22 protein-coding genes and 3 pseudogenes are annotated in these 19,291 nt (G+C 35.0%); 16 read left to right on the top strand and 9 right to left on the bottom strand.

Going from position 1 to position 19,291, the window contains the following annotated elements; all coding sequences use genetic code 11:
- The first annotated feature begins 235 nt into the window (after positions 1–235).
- The 9 genes and pseudogenes from QF028_RS24565 to QF028_RS24525 all read left to right on the top strand — a co-directional run bounded on the left by QF028_RS24565 (position 236) and on the right by QF028_RS24525 (position 8,499).
- On the top strand, positions 236–694 hold the full coding sequence (locus tag QF028_RS24565; protein WP_429472517.1) for a Ger(x)C family spore germination C-terminal domain-containing protein: 459 nt from the start codon (positions 236–238) through the stop codon (positions 692–694).
- 500 nt (positions 695–1,194) lie between these two features.
- A complete protein-coding gene (locus QF028_RS24560) occupies positions 1,195–1,842 on the top strand; it encodes a GntR family transcriptional regulator (RefSeq protein WP_429469781.1) in 648 nt (215 codons plus the stop codon).
- A 216-nt stretch (positions 1,843–2,058) separates the two neighbouring features.
- A complete protein-coding gene (locus tag QF028_RS24555; protein WP_429469779.1) occupies positions 2,059–3,510 on the top strand; it encodes an amino acid permease in 1,452 nt (483 codons plus the stop codon).
- A gap of 103 nt (positions 3,511–3,613) precedes the next feature.
- Entirely contained in the window at positions 3,614–4,729 is a 1,116-nt protein-coding gene (locus tag QF028_RS24550; RefSeq protein WP_429469777.1) for a M20 metallopeptidase family protein, read from the top strand.
- Between the two features lie 97 nt (positions 4,730–4,826).
- Positions 4,827–5,030: pseudogene (locus tag QF028_RS24545) on the top strand (IS6 family transposase); the annotation flags it as partial.
- Positions 5,031–5,087: 57 nt separating this feature from the next.
- Entirely contained in the window at positions 5,088–6,806 is a 1,719-nt protein-coding gene (gene acsA, locus QF028_RS24540; RefSeq protein WP_429469775.1) for an acetate--CoA ligase, read from the top strand.
- Positions 6,807–7,237: 431 nt separating this feature from the next.
- Positions 7,238–7,330: pseudogene (locus tag QF028_RS24535) on the top strand (DDE-type integrase/transposase/recombinase); the annotation flags it as partial.
- 407 nt (positions 7,331–7,737) lie between these two features.
- A complete protein-coding gene (locus tag QF028_RS24530; protein WP_429469773.1) occupies positions 7,738–7,920 on the top strand; it encodes a YolD-like family protein in 183 nt (60 codons plus the stop codon).
- Positions 7,921–8,298: 378 nt separating this feature from the next.
- Entirely contained in the window at positions 8,299–8,499 is a 201-nt protein-coding gene (locus QF028_RS24525) for an aspartyl-phosphate phosphatase Spo0E family protein (RefSeq protein ID WP_429469771.1), read from the top strand.
- Between the two features lie 18 nt (positions 8,500–8,517).
- On the opposite strand, the pseudogene QF028_RS24520 reads toward QF028_RS24525, so the two are convergent.
- The 4 genes and pseudogenes from QF028_RS24520 to QF028_RS24505 all read right to left on the bottom strand — a co-directional run.
- A pseudogene (locus QF028_RS24520) lies at positions 8,518–8,610 on the bottom strand (spore gernimation protein GerA); the annotation flags it as partial.
- 384 nt (positions 8,611–8,994) lie between these two features.
- Positions 8,995–9,288, bottom strand: a complete 294-nt coding sequence (locus QF028_RS24515; RefSeq protein ID WP_429469769.1) for a hypothetical protein — start codon at positions 9,286–9,288, stop codon at positions 8,995–8,997.
- 160 nt (positions 9,289–9,448) lie between these two features.
- A complete protein-coding gene (locus QF028_RS24510) occupies positions 9,449–9,700 on the bottom strand; it encodes a hypothetical protein (protein WP_429469767.1) in 252 nt (83 codons plus the stop codon).
- Positions 9,700–10,266: a recombinase family protein gene (locus tag QF028_RS24505; RefSeq protein WP_429469765.1), complete on the bottom strand. Its 567-nt coding sequence runs from the start codon at positions 10,264–10,266 to the stop codon at positions 9,700–9,702. The genes QF028_RS24510 and QF028_RS24505 overlap by 1 nt, the downstream gene beginning before the upstream one ends.
- A 405-nt stretch (positions 10,267–10,671) precedes the next feature.
- Here QF028_RS24505 and QF028_RS24500 point away from each other — a divergent pair, with 405 nt between their 5' ends.
- The 5 genes from QF028_RS24500 (at position 10,672) to QF028_RS24480 (ending at position 14,713) form a co-directional block, all read left to right on the top strand.
- On the top strand, positions 10,672–11,247 hold the full coding sequence (locus tag QF028_RS24500; RefSeq protein ID WP_429472515.1) for an AbiV family abortive infection protein: 576 nt from the start codon (positions 10,672–10,674) through the stop codon (positions 11,245–11,247).
- A 72-nt stretch (positions 11,248–11,319) separates the two neighbouring features.
- A complete protein-coding gene (gene istA / locus QF028_RS24495) occupies positions 11,320–12,570 on the top strand; it encodes an IS21 family transposase (protein ID WP_429465739.1) in 1,251 nt (416 codons plus the stop codon).
- Positions 12,567–13,325: an IS21-like element helper ATPase IstB gene (gene istB, locus QF028_RS24490; RefSeq protein ID WP_429465737.1), complete on the top strand. Its 759-nt coding sequence runs from the start codon at positions 12,567–12,569 to the stop codon at positions 13,323–13,325. Before istA ends, istB begins: the two co-directional genes overlap by 4 nt.
- Before the next feature lie 282 nt (positions 13,326–13,607).
- Positions 13,608–13,802, top strand: a complete 195-nt coding sequence (locus QF028_RS24485) for a hypothetical protein (RefSeq protein WP_429469763.1) — start codon at positions 13,608–13,610, stop codon at positions 13,800–13,802.
- A 47-nt stretch (positions 13,803–13,849) separates the two neighbouring features.
- A complete protein-coding gene (locus tag QF028_RS24480) occupies positions 13,850–14,713 on the top strand; it encodes a TauD/TfdA family dioxygenase (RefSeq protein ID WP_429469761.1) in 864 nt (287 codons plus the stop codon).
- 14 nt (positions 14,714–14,727) lie between these two features.
- Here the strand turns inward: QF028_RS24480 and QF028_RS24475 are convergent, their stop codons facing one another.
- From QF028_RS24475 to QF028_RS24455, 5 genes are all read right to left on the bottom strand, one after another.
- Positions 14,728–15,375 carry a hypothetical protein gene (locus QF028_RS24475; protein WP_429469759.1) on the bottom strand — a complete coding sequence of 216 codons (648 nt, stop codon included), beginning with the start codon at positions 15,373–15,375 and terminating at the stop codon, positions 14,728–14,730.
- Positions 15,368–16,264 (bottom strand): hypothetical protein, encoded by an 897-nt coding sequence (locus tag QF028_RS24470; RefSeq protein WP_429469757.1) that lies wholly within the window; start codon positions 16,262–16,264, stop codon positions 15,368–15,370. Before QF028_RS24470 ends, QF028_RS24475 begins: the two co-directional genes overlap by 8 nt.
- A 135-nt stretch (positions 16,265–16,399) precedes the next feature.
- Positions 16,400–16,468 (bottom strand): hypothetical protein, encoded by a 69-nt coding sequence (locus tag QF028_RS24465; RefSeq protein ID WP_429472513.1) that lies wholly within the window; start codon positions 16,466–16,468, stop codon positions 16,400–16,402.
- Between the two features lie 33 nt (positions 16,469–16,501).
- A complete protein-coding gene (locus QF028_RS24460) occupies positions 16,502–16,834 on the bottom strand; it encodes a recombinase family protein (RefSeq protein ID WP_429469755.1) in 333 nt (110 codons plus the stop codon).
- Between the two features lie 224 nt (positions 16,835–17,058).
- On the bottom strand, positions 17,059–17,901 hold the full coding sequence (locus tag QF028_RS24455) for a hypothetical protein (RefSeq protein ID WP_429469753.1): 843 nt from the start codon (positions 17,899–17,901) through the stop codon (positions 17,059–17,061).
- A 173-nt stretch (positions 17,902–18,074) separates the two neighbouring features.
- On the opposite strand from QF028_RS24455, the gene QF028_RS24450 reads away from it, so the two are divergent.
- Both QF028_RS24450 and QF028_RS24445 read left to right on the top strand, forming a co-directional pair.
- Positions 18,075–18,587: a YkvA family protein gene (locus QF028_RS24450; protein WP_429469751.1), complete on the top strand. Its 513-nt coding sequence runs from the start codon at positions 18,075–18,077 to the stop codon at positions 18,585–18,587.
- Between the two features lie 273 nt (positions 18,588–18,860).
- Positions 18,861–19,250, top strand: a complete 390-nt coding sequence (locus QF028_RS24445) for a DUF1643 domain-containing protein (protein ID WP_429469749.1) — start codon at positions 18,861–18,863, stop codon at positions 19,248–19,250.
- Positions 19,251–19,291: the final 41 nt, after the last annotated feature.

Below are 19,291 nucleotides of genomic sequence, written 5' to 3'. Positions count from 1 at the left end.
AATCTAAAAATGACAATACTAAAGTAGACCCAGCAATTTAAATTTTTTAAAACTGAGCCGTAAATTAAACCTCATGTCGCCAATATCAGTATGACCACAAAAACCCTACTTTCATTCTCTGTGGTGCAGCAACGATTTTTCAGCTGCATGGATGGCTAACGGGTGCTTTAGTTACATTTTCTCCACCATAATAACGGCTAAAATATTTAGTGGTTTATTCAATTAAAGGGCGCTTATCTACAGTATCATCGACAAGAGAAGATCAGGGATCGTTAAAGGGGTAGATCCGAAGAGTGGAGAGATGCTTGTATATGAGCTTCAAAAAATGAAAAGTAAAATCAAACCAAAAGTTGTAGGAGACAAGATCTCCTTTACAGTAGAAATTGAGACAGAAGGAAAACTGCGTGAAGATTGGATAGATCCAGGAAATGCTTTTAAATCGGATTTTATAAAAAGAGCACAACAAGAAACAGAAGCGGCAATTAAGAAGGAAGCTGGGAGAGCACTTTCCAAAACGCAGAAGAAATATAAGGTGGATGTAGTGGGTTTTGGTAAAAGGCTGAGTATTGAATACCCCCAGGTATGGAAAAAAGTGAAAGGAGATTGGGATGATCGATTTAGTAAGGTACCGGTAGATTTAAAGGTAAAGGTGAAAATTCGCGAATTTGGAACCAAAGCAACGAAAAAATCATAACAAACTGGTACAAAGAAATGTAAGATGACAAACACTAATAGGGGTCCTGCCGACATTTTGTGGTGGAGGATTGAAAGAATTTTAAATTATAATATCCATCCCGTAGAAATAATATTTCTCCGTATAAATAACGCCTTAAGGCGTTTTAATTGCCTTTAAGGCAAAACGGTTGTAGAACTAGATGCTACGAGGCTTGTTGTCTAGAAGAATACTTTGTTACATGACTTCAATGAATAAACCATTGATAAACAAAGGTTTTCTATACATATGTTAAGATAAATGCGGTTTCCTGACGCTACCCCATATAATAAAAATGCTTTATAAAATATATAAAGGAGAAATTGCAAAAAAACGTATATTATGAAGGAAGCTAAAGCTAATGATGTTCATTGGCTTTTTTACTACTTGGGGTATACCATTAATTGAGAAAAATTCATTAATAATATAAAATCTATTTATAAATATAATATATTATATTAAATAACGTATTGGAGATCATCATGATGGAATTTTTGTCGTTAAAAGACCATGTATATAACTATATCGTTGAGCAAATCAACAGCGGGAATTTGCTTACTGGTAAAAAGGTAAACGAAAACCATATTTGTGAAAGTCTGAATGTCAGCAGGACACCGGTAAGGGAGGCGCTTATACAGCTTGCGTCAGAGGGGTTGCTTGACAATGTCCCAAGAAAAGGGTTCGTAATAAAAAGCCTTACAAAGGAAGAGGCGAAAGAAACATATTTTATCATCGGCGCATTGGATGGCCTGGCTGCTTCACTTGCAGCTCTACTTTTAACCGAAAAAGACATGAAAGAGATGGAATTTTATATCCAAAGTATCGATCTAGCGATTAATACAGAGAATTACAGGATGTATGATAAGATGCAGGAAGCCTTTCATGGTGTCTATCTAAAGGTTTGTCCCAACAAGAGCCTCGTTGATCTTCTGCTTCAATTAGAAAAGAAGTTTTTGAAAAATTTAGGTGAAAATGATTCGCCGGATAGGGCGAAGGAAATGTTATCTCAATTAAATAATGAACACAGGGAAATATTGGAGCTTTTCAAAAAAAAAGATACAGCTGAATTGGAAAGATTCATGAAAGAAGTGCATTGGGATATACAAAAGGCGGAGAAAACACTGCTATAAAGATAGAAATATAATTTGAAAAATGAAAAAAACGATTTTGTTTCATCTGAAACAGAATCGTTTTTTTTATTGACAATAAAAAATATAATATATAATATATAAAATATATAATATAAAAGACTGAATATTTTGGTTAGTCTTATATAAGACAATTAGAAAGGAGAAGTAAAAACTGTAATGTAAAATTATTAAAAGGAAAAAGGGTGATGGTTAATTATGGAAGAAATGATTATGAATGAGGAAATTATAGAAAATAAAAACCATGACTTACAACGTGGGCTGAAACGCAGACATATTACCATGATTTCAATCGGTGGAACAATCGGAACAGGACTATTCCTTGCTTCTGGAAATGTTGTTTCGCAGGCGGGTACTCTTGGAGGGCCTATTGCGTTCTTAGTAATTGGAATTTTAGTTTATATTTTAATGAAAGGTCTTGGCGAAATGTCAACCTTCATGCCTACTGTCGGTGGGTATACAACTTATTCAGGTTTGTTTGTTCATCCGGTTTTAGGCTTCATGGTAGGTTGGAACCTGTGCATCAACGGATTCCTTGGACTTGGGGCTGAAGTTGTTGGAGGTGCAATGATTTTAAACCAATTCTTCCCGAGCATCTCTCCTGTTGTATTCTGTATCATAATTTCACTATTGGTATTGGGATTAAATAGTATTGATGTAAAGTCATATGGAGAAGCTGAATACTGGTTTGCCGGCATTAAGGTTGTCGCAATCATCTTTTTTCTGATCATTGGAGTTCTGATGATCTTTGGAGTAATTGGAAATCAAGGATTTATCGGGTTATCCCACTGGAACAGCGAGACCGTTTTCCCGAAGGGATTCACAGCTGTAATCTTGATGATGACTGGGGTTATTTGGTCCTATCTTGGTGTTGAAACTGTTGTAACAGCAGCAGGAGAAACAGAAAACCCTCAGCGTAATATTCCTAAAGCAATCAATACCATTTTCGTTCGTATATTAATTTTCTACGTTGGTTCTGTAACAATTATGGGACTGGTTGTTCCACACAATAATGTAAGCGTTTTAAAGAATGGCTATGCTGGCCTGTTTGGATTGGCTGGAATTCCAGGTGCATCCACAATAATGAATATCGTTATCTTAACATCTTTGGTATCCGCTGCAAACTCCATCGTATATTTACTAAGTAGAACGTTAGTTACATTGTCAAAAGAAGGAAAAGCACCGAAAGCATTGGGGAAAGTAAATAAACGTGGTATCCCGATGAACGCAGTTTTTCTCACTTTGTTCCTTGGTCAGGTTTCCCTAATCACCAACTTTGTTTCACCGGATAAAGTGTTCATTTGGCTTGTTTCCATCGCAGGTTTCAATACACTGCTTGGCTGGTTTAGTAGTTTCCTTTCCCACTATAAATTTAGAAAATGGCTGGTGGCAAATGGCGGTTCTGTAGACAAGCTAAAGTTTAAAATGGGTACTTATCCGTTTCCAACCATCATTTGCTTATTGGTTTTAGTTGCTATTGCCATTTATACAGCCTACAGCCCTAGTACAAGATTTTCATTCTATATCGGGGCACCCTTGCTAGTGTTGTACTTCATTATTGGTACCTATTTGAATAAAAAAGGAAAACTGCAAGAAACAGATTATAAGCCATTCTTAGAAGCGCACCTAAATGAAACAGAAATACAATAAAGAATTTTGGTGGTCCTATCACATTAAAATAGATTATTAGAATTTCTCTAGTAATTTATCTGAATAGTAAGGGATTTACCGTGAATTAAAGGAGACAGTGATATTGGAAAAGAAAAATCTTGAATTGGCGATTCAATTGCGCCATGAACTTCATGCCCACCCAGAATTATCAAACCATGAAGTTTGGACTAAACAGCATTTAATCGATTTCCTTAAAGCATACACAAATCTTGAAATTGTTGACAGGGGCCGTTGGTTCTATGCTATATATTATTCCAAAGTTGGAAGAAGAAACATAGCATTTCGTGCAGACTTCGATGCTATTCCAATTGAGGAAACCATTGATCTCACATATGGTTCCCAATGTCCTGGGGTTTCTCACAAATGTGGACATGATGGACACTCTGCAACACTTTGCGGTTTTGCACTGGAAATTGATCAGAAGGGGTGCGACAATAACGTGTTCTTCCTATTCCAGCACGCAGAGGAAACAGGTGATGGCGCTGCCGAGTGTTCTGTTTTCATCAAGGAAAACAACATTGATGAAATCTTTGGCTGGCATAATATGAGCGGTATTAAACAAAATACTGTCCATGTAATTGATGGAACAGCACAATGCGCATCCAAGGGCATGTCCATCTATATGGAAGGTGTTCCTTCTCACGCCAGTGAACCGGAGAAAGGTATAAATCCAGCTTTCGCAATTGCAAAGGTAATCGATGCCATTCCAGGATTCATTGATCCTGCAATCAATAAGGGTATCGCACTATGCACTGTCGTTCAAGTAGACATTGGTGCAAAAGCATTTGGTGTAAATGCCAGTAAGGGTGCACTAAGAATGACCATTCGTGCACTTTACGAGGAAGAGATGGACAGGCTTCAGAAGAATCTTGAAGATGTTGCGAAGGCTGAAGTGGAGAAATATGGACTGAAGGTGAGTTTTGAATACCAGGATGAATTCCCGGAAACTTCGAATCACAAAGAAAGCTCTGATAAGATTCGTCAGGTCTGTAAAGAAAAAGGCATTCCGATGACTGAGCTGACGGAAGCGTTCCGTGCTTCAGAAGATTTCGGTCATTACACGAAACTCACAAAAGGTTCTTACTGTTATATTGGAAATGGAGAAGACTATCCGAACTTGCACAGCTACGAGTATAACTTCCGAGATGATCTCATCGAAACAGGAGTGGAACTGTTCAAAGGACTTGCTGAGTTATAAAAGTGAGTTAGACTGAATCATTTACAAAGGCTAAGAACTAAGAAGGTAGCTTAAAGATTGTTCATGCTACCTTCTCAATGAGTATTTTTCATACCAGCTGGAAGTGATTATATTAACAGAGAAATGGTATCTATGGTACAATCACGGCTTTCATGATTTGGTAAAAATTATGGAGGAACGTGACTCATCTATTGCTCACACGATGATTATGTGTTGGGTCTATCAATAGGATTCTGAATGTGATAAACATATACGCCGTCAACTTAAGCCTATTAGTGATTCTTGGCGAGTCGATGAAACACTGTAAAATCACGTGACAATGATAAAAGACCTATTAAACAAGAAAGGATAACAAGCTATGAAACTGGAAATGCTTTCTGTGCAAAAAGGACCGTTTAACTTAGAAAACTACAAGGAAACATATGAGTTATTTGATTGGTCGCAAGTGGAGGAACAATTCTCCTGGAACGAAACGGGCCTTGTAAATATGGCCTATGAAGCGATTGATCGTCATACGGACTCAGAGAAAAAGAATAAAATCGCCCTGTATTTTTCTGATAAAGACCGAAATGAACAGTACACATTTCAAGATATGAAAGATTATTCCAATAAATCCGGGAATGTTCTCAAAGAGGCGGCCAGTGTGGAAAAAGGCGACCGAGTGTTTATCTTTATGCCGCGTTCCCCTGAACTTTATTTCGTCTTATTGGGCGCGATTAAATTAGGAGCCGTTGTTGGTCCTTTATTTGAAGCATTTATGGAAGTGGCTGTTCGCGATCGTTTGAAAGATAGTGAAGCGAAGGTTCTCGTCACGACGCCTGAGCTTTTAGGACGCGTTCCGGTTGATGAATTGCCGCATTTAAAACATGTGATCATTGTTGGAAGCGATGTGAAAGAAGAAGGACCATATATTGATTTTTACAAGAGAATGGGAACGGCAAGCGAAGAGTTGCAAATCGAATGGGTAGATCGAGAGGATGGCCTAGTTCTTCACTATACGTCAGGTTCGACAGGAAAACCTAAAGGGGTATTTCATGTTCACAATGCAATGATTCAACACTATCAAACAGCAAAGTGGGTATTAGATTTAAAAGAAGATGATGTATATTGGTGTACAGCGGACCCGGGATGGGTAACAGGTACTTCGTATGGCGTTTTTGCCCCGTGGCTGGTCGGAGGGACAAATGTCATACGCGGTGGCCGCTTTAGTCCGGAGGATTGGTATCAAACGATCGAAAACTATGGAGTAACCGTCTGGTATAGTGCTCCAACCGCTTTTCGTATGTTAATGGGAGCGGGCGATGGACTTATAAAGAAATTCGATTTACGTTCATTGCGACACATTTTAAGCGTGGGTGAACCATTAAATCCCGAAGTCGTTCGTTGGGGAAAAAAAGTCTTTGACTTACGCATTCATGATACATGGTGGATGACAGAAACAGGGGCACAAGTTATTTGCAATTACCCGTCAATGGAGATTAAGCCAGGGTCAATGGGCAAGCCAATACCCGGCGTTCAAGCAGCGATTGTGGATGACCTTGGAGAAAAACTGCCGCCTTACCGCATGGGGAATTTAGCGATTAAAAAAGGTTGGCCGTCTATGATGAGAACTATTTGGAACAATCAAGAAAAGTATGATTCTTATTTCCTGTCAAACGACTGGTATGTATCTGGCGATTCTGCCTACATGGATGAAGATGGCTACTTTTGGTTCCAGGGGCGTGTCGACGATGTGATTATGACCTCAGGAGAACGTGTCGGGCCGTTTGAGGTGGAAAGCAAATTAGTTGAATTCCCGGCGGTCGCTGAAGCGGGGGTTATTGGAAAACCAGATCCGGTACGTGGGGAAATCATTAAAGCATTCATTTCCTTAAGAGAAGGATATGAAGCATCAGATGATTTAAAAGAAGAAATTCGGATTTTTGTGAAAGAGGGGCTTGCCGCGCATGCCGCTCCGAGGGAAATCGAATTTCGTGAGACCCTTCCGAAAACGAGAAGTGGAAAAATTATGAGACGCGTTTTAAAAGCGTGGGAACTTAATCTACCAACCGGTGATTTATCAACAATAGAAGACTAGAAACGAAGGTTTTACTAAATGGCTCTAAAAAAGGTTCTGGTTTAAAAACATTCATTAGAAACATAGAGCCATTCATGTCTTTCGAAGTTTGGGTTAACAAACTAGTCCAAACAACTTGTGTATAAACTCAACTTTATTTTGATTTTGGACAGACTTCCTCTGTTGTTGGGGAACCTGTCCAAATTTCCAATCATATGGATTATAAATATGTGTAAAAGGATGAGGAATAGCTGAAATTTCCTCCCGTTTAACGCTATACAGGAAGAGATTCAGGTATCTATTTCCAAGTTTGAAAAGTACATGGTGGAGATACCTGAATAAGTTCCAAAACTAGTTGCGGGCGTTCATCATTTGAAATTGAAGGTTTGGTACATCAGAATATGGCTGAATTGGACAAATTAATGCATTGTCATCTCAAGTAAATCAATGACTCGTCGAGAGTGGATGAATCCTATGTAAAGGTAAAAGGCCAATGGATATATCTGTATGGTGTAGTGGATTCCGAAGGAAACCCCATTGATTATTATTTTAAGTAAAGCAAGATAAACAAAAGATTGAGCGCTTTCTTTCAAGTGTTTTGGATTTTTCATATTTTTCCGATCTCATGGAGATCTGATTTTATCATGAAATCTCATTATAAGGGAAGTAATTACTAGTTAACTTTTGCTATCTGATTCTTTAAACAGTAGAATTCTTACCGCACATGAAAATCCAAGAGAATTTGAATTTAACGATACCCTCAAGAAATTGAAAAGTAGGAAAATTATGAGATGCGTTTTAAGGGTGTAGGAACTTAATTTGCCAACTGGTGATATCAATAATGAACGACTAGCAGCCAAGGTTCTGCTAAATGCTCTAAAATAAGAGTAATTCAGCAAGACTCATCCCTTTCGGTCATATACATACCACTCGTTAGAAAGGAGGTAAATAGATGATTCTAAAAGCATTAAGAAAAGATCGCTTAATTACCATTAGTTATTACGAAAATGGTTTGTTACAAACATGTAAGGGTCGTCTATGTAACCTTAACATTAATGAACAAACCCTTTTTTTAGAAGATGAACAACATAACATCTTCTCGATTCGTCTATCAGGTATTAAAGAAATCTATTAATCATTTTTTTAACTATAGTTTTGAGAAGGCTTAAAGAGAGCTAAAAACTCCCCTGTTCTGTCTGGAGAGCTTCAAAAAGAATTACACGTAAATAGGTGAAGTTGGATAAACAACCTGATGCCTCACGGCGTCAATTGTGTTTTGCTCATTGTATAGCATGTTATTCATTTATCAATCATGATATTACTGGGATGGGTTGGGATTTAACAATGCTAGTAATTGATTCGAGGATACAGTTAATGTTCCATATAATTGTTGATATCTATCCTTTAAATTGGATATTTTTAGAAAAATGGGAATTAATATAGATTTAAGTCCTATTTTCTGTAAAATTTACTTTATCTGATTAATTATGAAATGTGTTAGGGCGTTAAAATAGTGGTACGAAATTTATCTGAAGTTTTGCATGTTCAAATTGAGCAAAAAAGAAAAGAGATGATTCTCCTTGGAAACCAATATAGCCTTACATCACCAAAAGTTATTCAGGTAAGTCAGCAGCTAGATGACCTCCTTAATAAACTTTATTACTTGCAAAATCATAAATACTATATAAATGATATTATGCTGTCGATACATTAAAGAAACCTTAGACCCCTACTCAACGGTTGACTCCTTCCCTTTATCTAATGCGATACCTACCTCTAAGCTAAGTTCTTCAATTTCATGACTGCTCCAGCATCCTGTAACTATCTACATCAATTTATTTATTAATAGCTGTTACTACAATCTTATTTAACAGTAAAATTATAGTTAAAGATTATTTTCAGATAGAGGGTAAGGTAGCACTATAGCTGCAAGCCATACTCTTCGGAAATCCATAACTGAATATAAGTTAAGAACTTCTGTGCTGAATCGGAAATTAAACATTTTGAAGCTCTTTCGCATTTTTCAATATTCCGCAATCGGGCGCTTTAGTGGAGTAAGATAATCTATGCTCCTTAGGGGTCCAAAGCAAAAAAAAAATAGCCCTCAATCGAGGGCGTAAAAATATATATTAAGGGGGGCTATGAAAGGTCTTGTCCTTTCATGCTTGTATTTTAACTCATTAAACTTAACAAATTATTAATAATATAACTATTCTTTTCGTTTGGTCCAGCCACCCAAGAAGGGAATTTTATCTCCATCAAAGACGGCCTCTATATCTCCAAAGTTAAAAAATTCTTCCTGATCGGGGTCATCATCTAAAACGGCCCAAAAACCTACCCTTTCGTCCTCTAATTGTGTTATATGTCCATGATAATATAGATCATCTTCAACTTCTTTATTAGTCCAATAGCGGACAACAATTGTCACATAGTCGCCTTCCTGATATGGGAAATCGGTTAATCCTGGTCCGTATATACTGCCGTCTTTGTACTTTACTTTCATTGTCAATTCCTCCTAAATCTTTTTCCGATTCCAAGGTAACTTCCAATGCGCTTCTAACACTTCAGGGAACATTTTGGACAATACCAGTTTCTATAATCATCTGGAGGCTGCTGCATTTTCGTTTGTGGAAACCACTTTGCGCAGTAAGCACACATTTGTTTTACTTCTGATTCTCCCAATGCTCTTCAATCTCCAATTCTTCTTCAATCATTCTTTTTAACTGTGTTTCATCCACATATTTAGGACCTTTAATTAAAACATTTAAAGCTTCTCGATAGGTATAGGCTGTTTTAAAGGATGGACAATCAGAAAGCTTTTCGTATTCATTGCTCTTCCATTCCTTTTTTAGTTCCTCATATTCAATATCAAACCAAACCCTTAAACTGTTTATTGCGTGATCGTCTACTGTCATTATTTTGCCCCCTTCGCTTTTGCGTATATAGTTGAACGTGGCACGCCTGTTTGTTTAGAAATGTCATTTACACTTAATCCATTTTTCTCCCGTTCTGCAAACAGCCTTAATGCCCTTTTGATTTCCTTTGTGTCCTGTCCTTTTCTTCCTAAGTGTTTCCCTTGTGCTTTCGCCCGTTCTCGCCCTTCTTTGGTCCGTTCATTGATGAGATCGCGCTCGAATTCAGCAATAGCCCCCAGCATGGTAAACATGAGCTTTCCAGCCGGAGTTGAAAAGTCGATCTGTTCCTTGATGAATACAACACCGATGTTTTTCTCTTGTAATTCATGAACAATATTATGTAAGTCTCTTGTTGATCTGGCCAAACGGTCAATCTTATAAACCACTAATTTGTCTCCTGCTCTTAAATACTCCATGGCTTTGTTCAGTTCGGGCCTACCAGTGTTCTTACCACTTTTCTTTTCGTGAAAAATCTTAGTGCATCCATACTTTTCTAATTGTTCAACTTGTAAGGAATAATCCTGATCTAAGGTACTTACCCTTGCGTATCCAACAAGTTCACTCAATTTTGATCATTCCCGTCTAAAAGATATATAACTTTCTGTACATTTATTATAGACTAACTTTTAGATGGAAAACAAGAAAGAAAAAAAGAAAAAAACGAATATTTTCGTAGTGTACAAAACTTACAACTTTTAGACTAACCTTTTTTGTGGAAGTATGAGCCGGTATTTTCCGATGATGGGTTGTTTGAGGGAATAGATGATGTTTCCTTCGCTTATTGGTATCAAGGAGAAAGGAGTAACTAAGGTTTTCCTTTTATTTATTTTTAGCTAAAGATACAATAAATGTAAAATGTATTTCCTAGGAGAGAATAAGAATGAGCTTTAACCAATTAAAAGTAGAGGAAATTGAAAAAATATTTCTCAAGATATATGAGAATGCTTGTGAGCTGATAGAGGAGGCAGAAAATTTTATACAATCATCAAAAATATGCAAGAGCTTATTTGTGTGCCCATATAGCATTTGAAGAATTCGGTAAATTACCTATGTTAAACTCGGTAGCTTTAAATGTTTACAATGGTATTAAAACTGATTGGAAGTATGTAAACAAAAGAATAAGAGATCATAAAAGAAAAATATCTCAAAGTTATGGGACAGTTATGTATCTAAATAATGTAATGAGGAAATTTAATGCGAATTATGCTAGTTCTCATAATATCGAGTATGAAGAGTCTGATAATGATTATAAATATCTAGAGGTAGTCAAACAATTTATTGAGAATGACGTAGTTATAGATCCATATGAATGGGAATCTTATTTTAAAGAATTAGATTTGGAAAAAGAAATTAGACAGAAATATTCAATGACTATGCTATTAAACGAATACAAAAATGGTAGCTTATATGCTGATTTTGATGAGGGTAAATTTATTAAGCCCAGTGAAAAAATTAATAAAGAAACATGTGAATATGGAATTACACTTGCATATATGCAAAAAAAGTTTATTGAGGTGTTAACAACGGTGATAAAATCCCCAATATAAACGGTTAAAAATTCCCCAAAAATAACGGATAATTGTCTCGTTACATCAAAATTTTTTGAGTGGAGAGACAATATGTTAAAGGACGGGGAATTTTTTATGATCAGAGAGTTACATCAGAAAGGATGGACTCAAACTGCAATTTCAGAAGAAACAGGGTTTGATAGAAAGACCATTAGGAAGTACATAAACCAAAATCAACTTCCTAAGAGAAAAGGGGATAAAAAAAGTAAAGGAAGTAAATTAGATGACTATAAAGAGTATTTGTTAAAGAGACTTAAAGAAGGAACCACAAATTGTGTTGTTTTGTTAGAAGAGATACAGGCAATGGGCTATGATGGCCAAATGACAATACTGAGGGAGTTTATTAGTCCCTTTCGTGAAAAACCTAATAAGCAGTCAAGTATCCGATTTGAAACTCCTCCAGGTAAACAAGCTCAAATGGATTGGGGTGAATTAGGGGAACGCGAGATTGACGGTAAGAAACAAAAACTTTATGTATTCGTCATCGTCCTTGGATATTCAAGAATGAAATACATGGAGATTACAACAACCATGAACATGGAACAACTGATGAAATGCCACATGAATGCTTTCTCGTATTTTAATGGTGTTCCATCACAAATTCTTTATGACAACATGAAAACTGTAGTAATTAAGCATAGTCCAACTGAAATTAGATTCAATAGAAAGTTTGAAGAATTTTTAGCTTACTATGGCATTGTTCCAAAAGCTTGTAAACCTGCTCGTCCTCAATCAAAAGGTAAAGTGGAAAGCGCAGTTGGTTATGTGAAGAAAAACTTTATGCAGCGAAAGTTGGAGCCATCCTTAGTTAAGATGAATGAGAGTCTAATAGAATGGTTGGACAAAATAGCTAATAAGAAGCCTAATCAAACAACCAGGGAATCACCGTTTGAACGTTTTGAAGTGGAACAAGAGAAATTACTAAATTGGAACCAACGCCCGCTATTCCCAATGAGTAGATGGACAACTACTAAAGTTGATCAACAGGGCTATATCTCTTACGAGAATAAACTATACTCTGTCCCCTACCGTTATAAGGGAGCAGAAGTGAAGATTAAAGAGACCTTAGAACACCATATCGAAATTTACTATGAACTTGATTGTATTGCGACACATCCAATAATCAAAGGGAATACCAAATCAATCGCTCAATTGAAACATTACAAAGAAAACAAAAAAGAAGAGAAGAAAGTGACACCTAAAGGTTTGGCGACCGGTCACAATCCTCTCTCTGGTCCAAAAGTGGAACAACGTTCCCTCTTGGTGTATGAAGAACAGTCAAAGGTTGGTGAATATGAATGAACACTAACCTTCTAACTGAACGTCTTAAAAGTGTAGGTTTTCATCTAACCTCAAATCGAATAGAAGGCATTTTAGAGGATGCCTCTAAAGATAATGTATCATATTCTGACTTTCTTAACATCGTTTTATTACAAGAAATTGAAAGTAAAGAGAGACAAAACCTTGAAAGAAGGCTTAAAAAGTCTAAACTACCATTTTATAAAAAAATTGAGGACTTTGATTTTGAATTTCAAACAAGTGTAAACGAACGTAGAGTAAAGGAGGTAATGACTTGTCGTTTCATCCAAAATGGAGAAAATATCTTACTCCTGGGTCCGCCAGGAGTAGGGAAAACACACCTAGCAATTGGTCTAACAATTGAAGCAATAGAACAAGGAAATACGGCCTATTACACCAGATGTGATGATTTTATATTATCTTGTAAAAAGGCCGAGCAGCGTGGAACTACTGCCCGCTTAGTTAATAAATTGTGTGTTCCTGATGTATTAATTATTGATGAAATGGGATATTTTCCATTTGATGAGCTTAGCGCTAACCTATTGTTTCAAATCATCTCAAAAAGATATGAGCATGGATCTATAATTATTACGTCCAATAAATCCTATGTTGAATGGGGAAAAATATTTGGAGATGATGTGTTAGCTACGGCCGTTCTCGATCGTTTATTGCATCATTCAATAACGTTTAATATTAAAGGACAATCCTATAGATTAAGAGAAAAACAACGGGCTGGCGTTCAACCTATACAAGGTTGAACGCTGAAATCGGGGATTTTTTGACCGTTGGAAATGGGGAAAAATAAACCGTTGTTGACAGAGGTCCCCAATTTTCATAAAGATGGTTTTTATCTTTATAAATTTACTGATGCACATGATAATAAAATAAAAGCAATACAGGAAAAGTATTTAAAATATAAAAATAAACTTAATGAAAAGCAATCGAAACAAAAATAAAAAAAGAATTGGATAAAGAGACAGAGTTAATTATGCTTATTTTTATTGGGGCTATTATTGATAACATGACAGATATCTGACAATTTGTCAGGATTGAAGACGATTATTCCATTTTTAAATGAACCTTTTGCTAATCAAACCTTTAACGAACATATTCAAGAATTTATAAACGTAGCTAAAGAAGGACCTGAAAAAGTAGAAGAACTATTAAATGGATTATTTGTAACTAAAAATTTTTTTGTTTTTTTCCATAGTTTTGAAGGGGGACCTTTGGGTTAGATATATTATTTGGTAGGTTTTTTATTATTTGATTTAGGAGAGAAGATATGATTAAAAATTTATTTATGGAACGAATATATACTCATATGTATTCTTCAAACGATACCAATGTAGTACAAATTAATGACTTACATGAGACAAGGACCATAAAAAATTTAATCGAAAAATATCTTTTGTGTGGATTTGCAATATTTGAATTTATCGATATGAAAGTAAACAATGAGACTCTTGAAGCCTTTGCTAATTCACTAAATTTAGGTAACGCATATATCCCCCAAGTTTACAATAATTATAAGTTATTAAATTCAAAAATGGGATTTAACTTAATAGGTCAAAAAGATAATGATCCAAGTCATAAAGCTTTTAACACTTCTTCAGAGCAGGAGATTCATTCTGATGGTACCTTAGAAAAAATTGGGTTTATAAAAACAAGCTTATTGTATTGTAGATCACAAGGTCTAAGTGGAGGAGAAAATACAATATTTAACTCAACGGGTGCTTTTTACAATCTGCTTACTACAAACTTTGATATTGCTAAATTATTATTAGATGCTCAAAGTCTTAAAAGAATTAGCAGCATAAACCATCAAGAATACATAGGTCCTGCATTTGCAATACAAGAAAATAAAATTATTTCAAGATTTTCGTTAGATAATACTTGTGATTGGAGATACGGATTTAATATACTTCCTGGATTAGAAGAAGCATATTTATCCTTGACTGATTTAGTCTACGATGGTTCTCCATACTACATCACATTTAAATTAAAACCGGGTCAAGGGCTTATTATGGCAAATGACAAAATTTCACATGGAAGAAAGGAGTTTTTAAATACTAAAGAATTTAAAAGGGAAATGATTAGGGGGCTATTTATTAAAAATCCTGAATTAACTAAAGGGGGATATGCTTAAGATCCCCTTTGTTTTTAATTACATTGTTTTAAATAAGAAGTTATTTTTAATAGCTCCTCCTTAGTGCACATATCTCGAGAATACCAATACTCTGCATTTCCAATGGCATCACCTATTACTAAAGGTGTACTATTCTCAATGTCAGAAGTTAAAACTATTGTTGCTGTGAATTGTCCTTCATTAACTTCTGAAGAATGAAAATTCCCTTTTTTTACTGAATAATAATCCCCTTTTTGAAAAATTCCTTCAGTAATCTGCTTATAATTAATCTTTTTTTCAGTCCTTTTAAGAATTGAAACCTGTGAATTATAGTCCACACTGTAAATGACATTCTCAAGTGGGAAGTTTTCAGTACTAATTTCGTAAATACGATTTTTTAAACTTCCGTATAAAAGGTGACTTTTAAGCTCAAAGATGTGGGTATGAATAGGATAAAAGGGTTGCTGTTTTCTTCTCTCTTGGTGGGACCAAATATGTAACCTTATAGATTGTTTATTAACTTTGCCCAAAGGTATATGTATAAATCCTAAAGGATGATAATAACCTTTTAGTTGTTCTGTTTTTTCACACCAATTAATGGCTTCTATAACAGTTCCATATAGCTCATTATGCTCAGCTTCATTATTTAATTGAATTGAAATTTTTTTTAGAATATCATCCATAAGGATTTTCTCTCTTCCTAATTAATGCTGCAATTTCTTCTAAAGCAGTTTCATTTAGATTGTCGTCATAAATTTCTAATTGTCGAATAAGAGACATTAACTTTTCAGTATTAAGTTCATTAAAGGTATACCCCTGTATGTCACTTCGTAAATTTCTGCTCTGTTCTAGGCTCAATCTTAGCTCTTCCTTGTAAGCTTTATGAAAAAAGGTTCCCTCTGTACAAAATAATGCAGGTTCAGAAGAGTCTTCCTTGGTTATCACTAAAACTTTTGATGACAAATCAAAACGAAAGAGCGATACTTCTTTTTTTAAAGCTACTGTAAACTCTAATAATGGCTGTTCTTTTTTCCATATGTATGCAGATACAATCGTAGCATATATCTCGTTTTGGGCTCGGTTAAGATCCCATGGATCTCTTGCTCCTGTTCTAACACGATTTCTATAGTTTACATACGCCTTTAAAACATCTTTTTCTGTTGGGTCAAGAACTTGGATATACAATCTTTTTGTTGTATTTGAATTTCTAGATTCAATTGCGAGTTCTGGTAAAGTAACAGCTCTTGTATGACGGCCAGTACCACCACTATACCAATACTCATCGGCCTCTCGGCCCTCTTTTAACTTCTCCTTTATTTGGTACGGGGGTATTACTTCCATATTTGATTTATTCATAACCTTTGGAGTTAACCAAAAAACTAGATATGCGATAAAGACTGTAGTAAACCCAGATGAGAAAATGTTTTCTAAAACATTATTTAGAATAGGGATTTCAATCTCAAAGTGTGGTAAGAGCAAGTACCGAATCATTAATATAAAGAACAGTATAAGTAAAGATAATGCTAGGAATTTGTTTCTGCTTGATTTTGAATATAGTAATTTCTCCATCACTTAATTGCGCCCCCGAATAATTAGTGTAGGTATTAATTATATATTATTGAAATAAATTACTATTAAAAAGAAATAATTTTTAAGGTATCGCTAATATTGGATTTTTACTACAAAAGGGCTTTATTTTTAATATTTTTATGGAAGCTCTCTTTGTATTTTATAAATGGTATTACGAGCAACTCCAACTTCACGATGAATATCCATAACACTCAAACCTGATTCCAACAAATTTACAATTCAATCATAAATAACTTTATCTTTTCCGGTAGCTCCAGCATGATAACGTTTAGTTCCCCCTCGAAATTTCCCTTGGCTTTTAGCAATTTCCATTCCCTCACGTTGAGCTGTTCTGATTCGATGTCTTTCTTCTTCCACCATCCAAGAAAACAATGTCAATACAATATCAGAAACTAGCTGGCCCATCCCTTCTAGTTCCTTGTACTTTCGTGTATCAAGTATTGGCATATTTAAAACTACAATATCGATCTCTTCTTCAATAAGCATTTTCCATTCATTTCGAATTTCTTCTTTATTACGACCGAAACGACTAAGATCGTGAACTACCAGCACATCCCCAAAACGCATTTTAGAACGCATTTCTTAGTAAAGTGGACGTGAAAAGTCCTTTCCAGATTGTTTTTCTTTATAAATCCGGTCACAACCATATTCCCTCTAATTCTTTTAGCTGCCTTAATAAATTTTGATCTTTTGAACTGACCCTCGCATAACCAAAAATCAAACCTAACTAAAGCTGGATTTCTCCGGATTCCGTCCTTTAGAATTTATAGAGGCTATTAGGATTTTAAAAAAGCCCCCAGTCTCCATTGATTCCAGGAATTCTTTTTTTCTGCTCTTCCAGGTGCAACACAATAGTCATTTATTACTGTTAAATCTCCCTGATAATCAAAAGGAAGTGAGCCCTTATTTTGATTAACATATTGAGCAATAAATTTTCTTGCTGCAGTAATTCCAGGTAAATCATCTTTTATTAACTCTTTATTTCCACTGAAGACTTTTTCTACTTTGTAAGGCTTATGTACTTTGCTTCCTGTTATTACAAAATAAAGGTCATTACTCTTATTTACACTACTTATAACTTCTTTCGGCATTCCAGATGAACGCCTTTTAGACTTAAATTTATTTTTTAAATTTAAAAAATTTTGTAATAGATAAAAAAGAACAGCATCATCAGTTTCAATTCCTTCCAAGCTATCCATTACATTATCCCAAGTAAGGCGAATAACTTGAACATCTTCCTTATTTATTAATCTTTTATGGGCCGATATTTGACCTTCATCTAAAACTCCTCTTATTTTAAATTCAAAGAGTAAATTAAAATTGTCACCACAAATCCATGCATCTGGTATAGAACCTGAATTATCTTCTAATTTCGAATGCGTTATTCCACTTTTATACGGAGCAATGCCAATAACATATTCATACAGTTTGTGTGGCTGTGGGCAAAATTTTGTTCTAGTATGTATTGATAGGGAAGTAAATTGGAAATCAGAAGCCTGTTTCAGTATTAACCCTTTAATAAACTGTGGTAGAATCAATTGGTTTTTGTAATCCAAGATGCACATTAAAATGTTTGTATAATGATCTTCTTCTTGACCCTGATACTGAAAAGTGTTCATTTTTTCCACCCCTAAAACAATTTTAACAGGTACACCCAACAATAGTAATAAATTATGTTCTTAAAATAGAATGAAAATTGAACTTTATAACGAGAATTTTTGTGTAAGCCTAAACCAAAATGATGTATTATATAAATATGAAAAAATTGGAATCTTAAATGGGGGAGTTTGGTTTGTTTGAATTGTTTAAAAAGAAGAAGTCACTTGATTTAGATGAGACAAAAGAAGAATTAAGTTTAGAGGAATTAAACATAGAGGAATCAGAGATAGAAGATTTAAAGATTGAAGCAAAAAATATGGAAGAAGAAGATATTAAAAAACATGAAAAACATTATTCCAACGAGGGGTTTTGGAATAAGGTTAAAAAGTTCTCTAAGAAGGCAGGATCAACAGTTGTATATGTGGTTTTAATCCTTTATTACACATTGCAGAAACCAGATATTCCTTTTAGAGCAAAAGCTATTATTGGAGGAGCATTAGGATACTTTATACTCCCCTTCGATTTAATTCCGGATGCAGCAGTAGGAGTGGGATATATCGATGACTTTAGTATCTTAATGGCAGCATTATTTCAAGTCGCTATGTATATTGATGAGGATGTCAAAAAACGGGCAAAAGAAAAACTTATTGATTTGTTCGGTGATGATGATATTGATACATCGGAAATAGATAATAAATTAAAGTAGGTATTGAAGCTGTCATTAATGGCAGCTTTTCTATTAATTATTAATTTATTTGCTACTGACAGAGGTGAGTGTAGGAATGCTGGAAGGCATAATAAAAATGGGTAAATTTGATATAGTTGAGACACCACAAGGAGTCGCAGTTTGTTCAAAGGATAGAAAAAAACGATACTATTATAAATAGCATGTTGGAAAATACATCAAAAAATACACACCTATCTTTAATTTTGTTTAATTCCGGAACTGTAGACGGTCAGGATGATACAGTAAAGTATATTGAAGAGGTTTGCCATTAATTATAGTAGTTTTGATATTGTAAATCTAATTCCTTCGATTACAGGAAATCAGAAAAAATTGTTAGAAGAAGATTATAAATTTGACCCTGTTAACTTCAAGATTATTAAGCACATTATCAAAAATTCCTCTTCACCAGTTTGGTTAGGGTGGGGGACTCTAGTAAAGAATAGGACTTCAGTGCTTTTACCTCTTGAATTTCGCCAATTACTCCAAGAGAATAATTCCAGAATGATACAAATAGAAAAAGAAAAATCACAAGGATGGTACCCATGGCATCCGGCATATGCTGACCGATACGCCAGAATAAAGCCAAAGGATTTAAGGCTTGTTCCATTTGATACAAAAATTTTAAATAGATATCCAATTTAAAGTGCTCTTTTTAATATTTATCCATAGCTTAGCGTTGTAAA

The organism is Neobacillus sp. B4I6, assembly GCF_050434045.1.
In the GTDB taxonomy this organism is placed as follows: domain Bacteria; phylum Bacillota; class Bacilli; order Bacillales; family Cytobacillaceae; genus Neobacillus.
This window is presented reverse-complemented; position numbering and strand designations above follow the sequence as displayed.

Excerpts from the sequence above, each read along its gene's own strand:
- QF028_RS24560 (WP_429469781.1), top strand. The coding sequence starts at position 1,195 with ATGATGGAATTTTTGTCGTTAAAAGACCATGTATATAACTATATCGTT.
- QF028_RS24555 (WP_429469779.1), top strand. The coding sequence starts at position 2,059 with ATGGAAGAAATGATTATGAATGAGGAAATTATAGAAAATAAAAACCAT.
- acsA (WP_429469775.1), top strand. The coding sequence starts at position 5,088 with ATGAAACTGGAAATGCTTTCTGTGCAAAAAGGACCGTTTAACTTAGAA.
- QF028_RS24530 (WP_429469773.1), top strand. The coding sequence starts at position 7,738 with ATGATTCTAAAAGCATTAAGAAAAGATCGCTTAATTACCATTAGTTAT.
- QF028_RS24515 (WP_429469769.1), bottom strand. The coding sequence starts at position 9,288 with ATGAAAGTAAAGTACAAAGACGGCAGTATATACGGACCAGGATTAACC.
- QF028_RS24510 (WP_429469767.1), bottom strand. The coding sequence starts at position 9,700 with ATGACAGTAGACGATCACGCAATAAACAGTTTAAGGGTTTGGTTTGAT.
- istA (WP_429465739.1), top strand. The coding sequence starts at position 11,320 with ATGTTAAAGGACGGGGAATTTTTTATGATCAGAGAGTTACATCAGAAA.
- istB (WP_429465737.1), top strand. The coding sequence starts at position 12,567 with ATGAACACTAACCTTCTAACTGAACGTCTTAAAAGTGTAGGTTTTCAT.
- QF028_RS24480 (WP_429469761.1), top strand. The coding sequence starts at position 13,850 with ATGATTAAAAATTTATTTATGGAACGAATATATACTCATATGTATTCT.
- QF028_RS24475 (WP_429469759.1), bottom strand. The coding sequence starts at position 15,375 with ATGGATGATATTCTAAAAAAAATTTCAATTCAATTAAATAATGAAGCT.
- QF028_RS24455 (WP_429469753.1), bottom strand. The coding sequence starts at position 17,901 with ATGAACACTTTTCAGTATCAGGGTCAAGAAGAAGATCATTATACAAAC.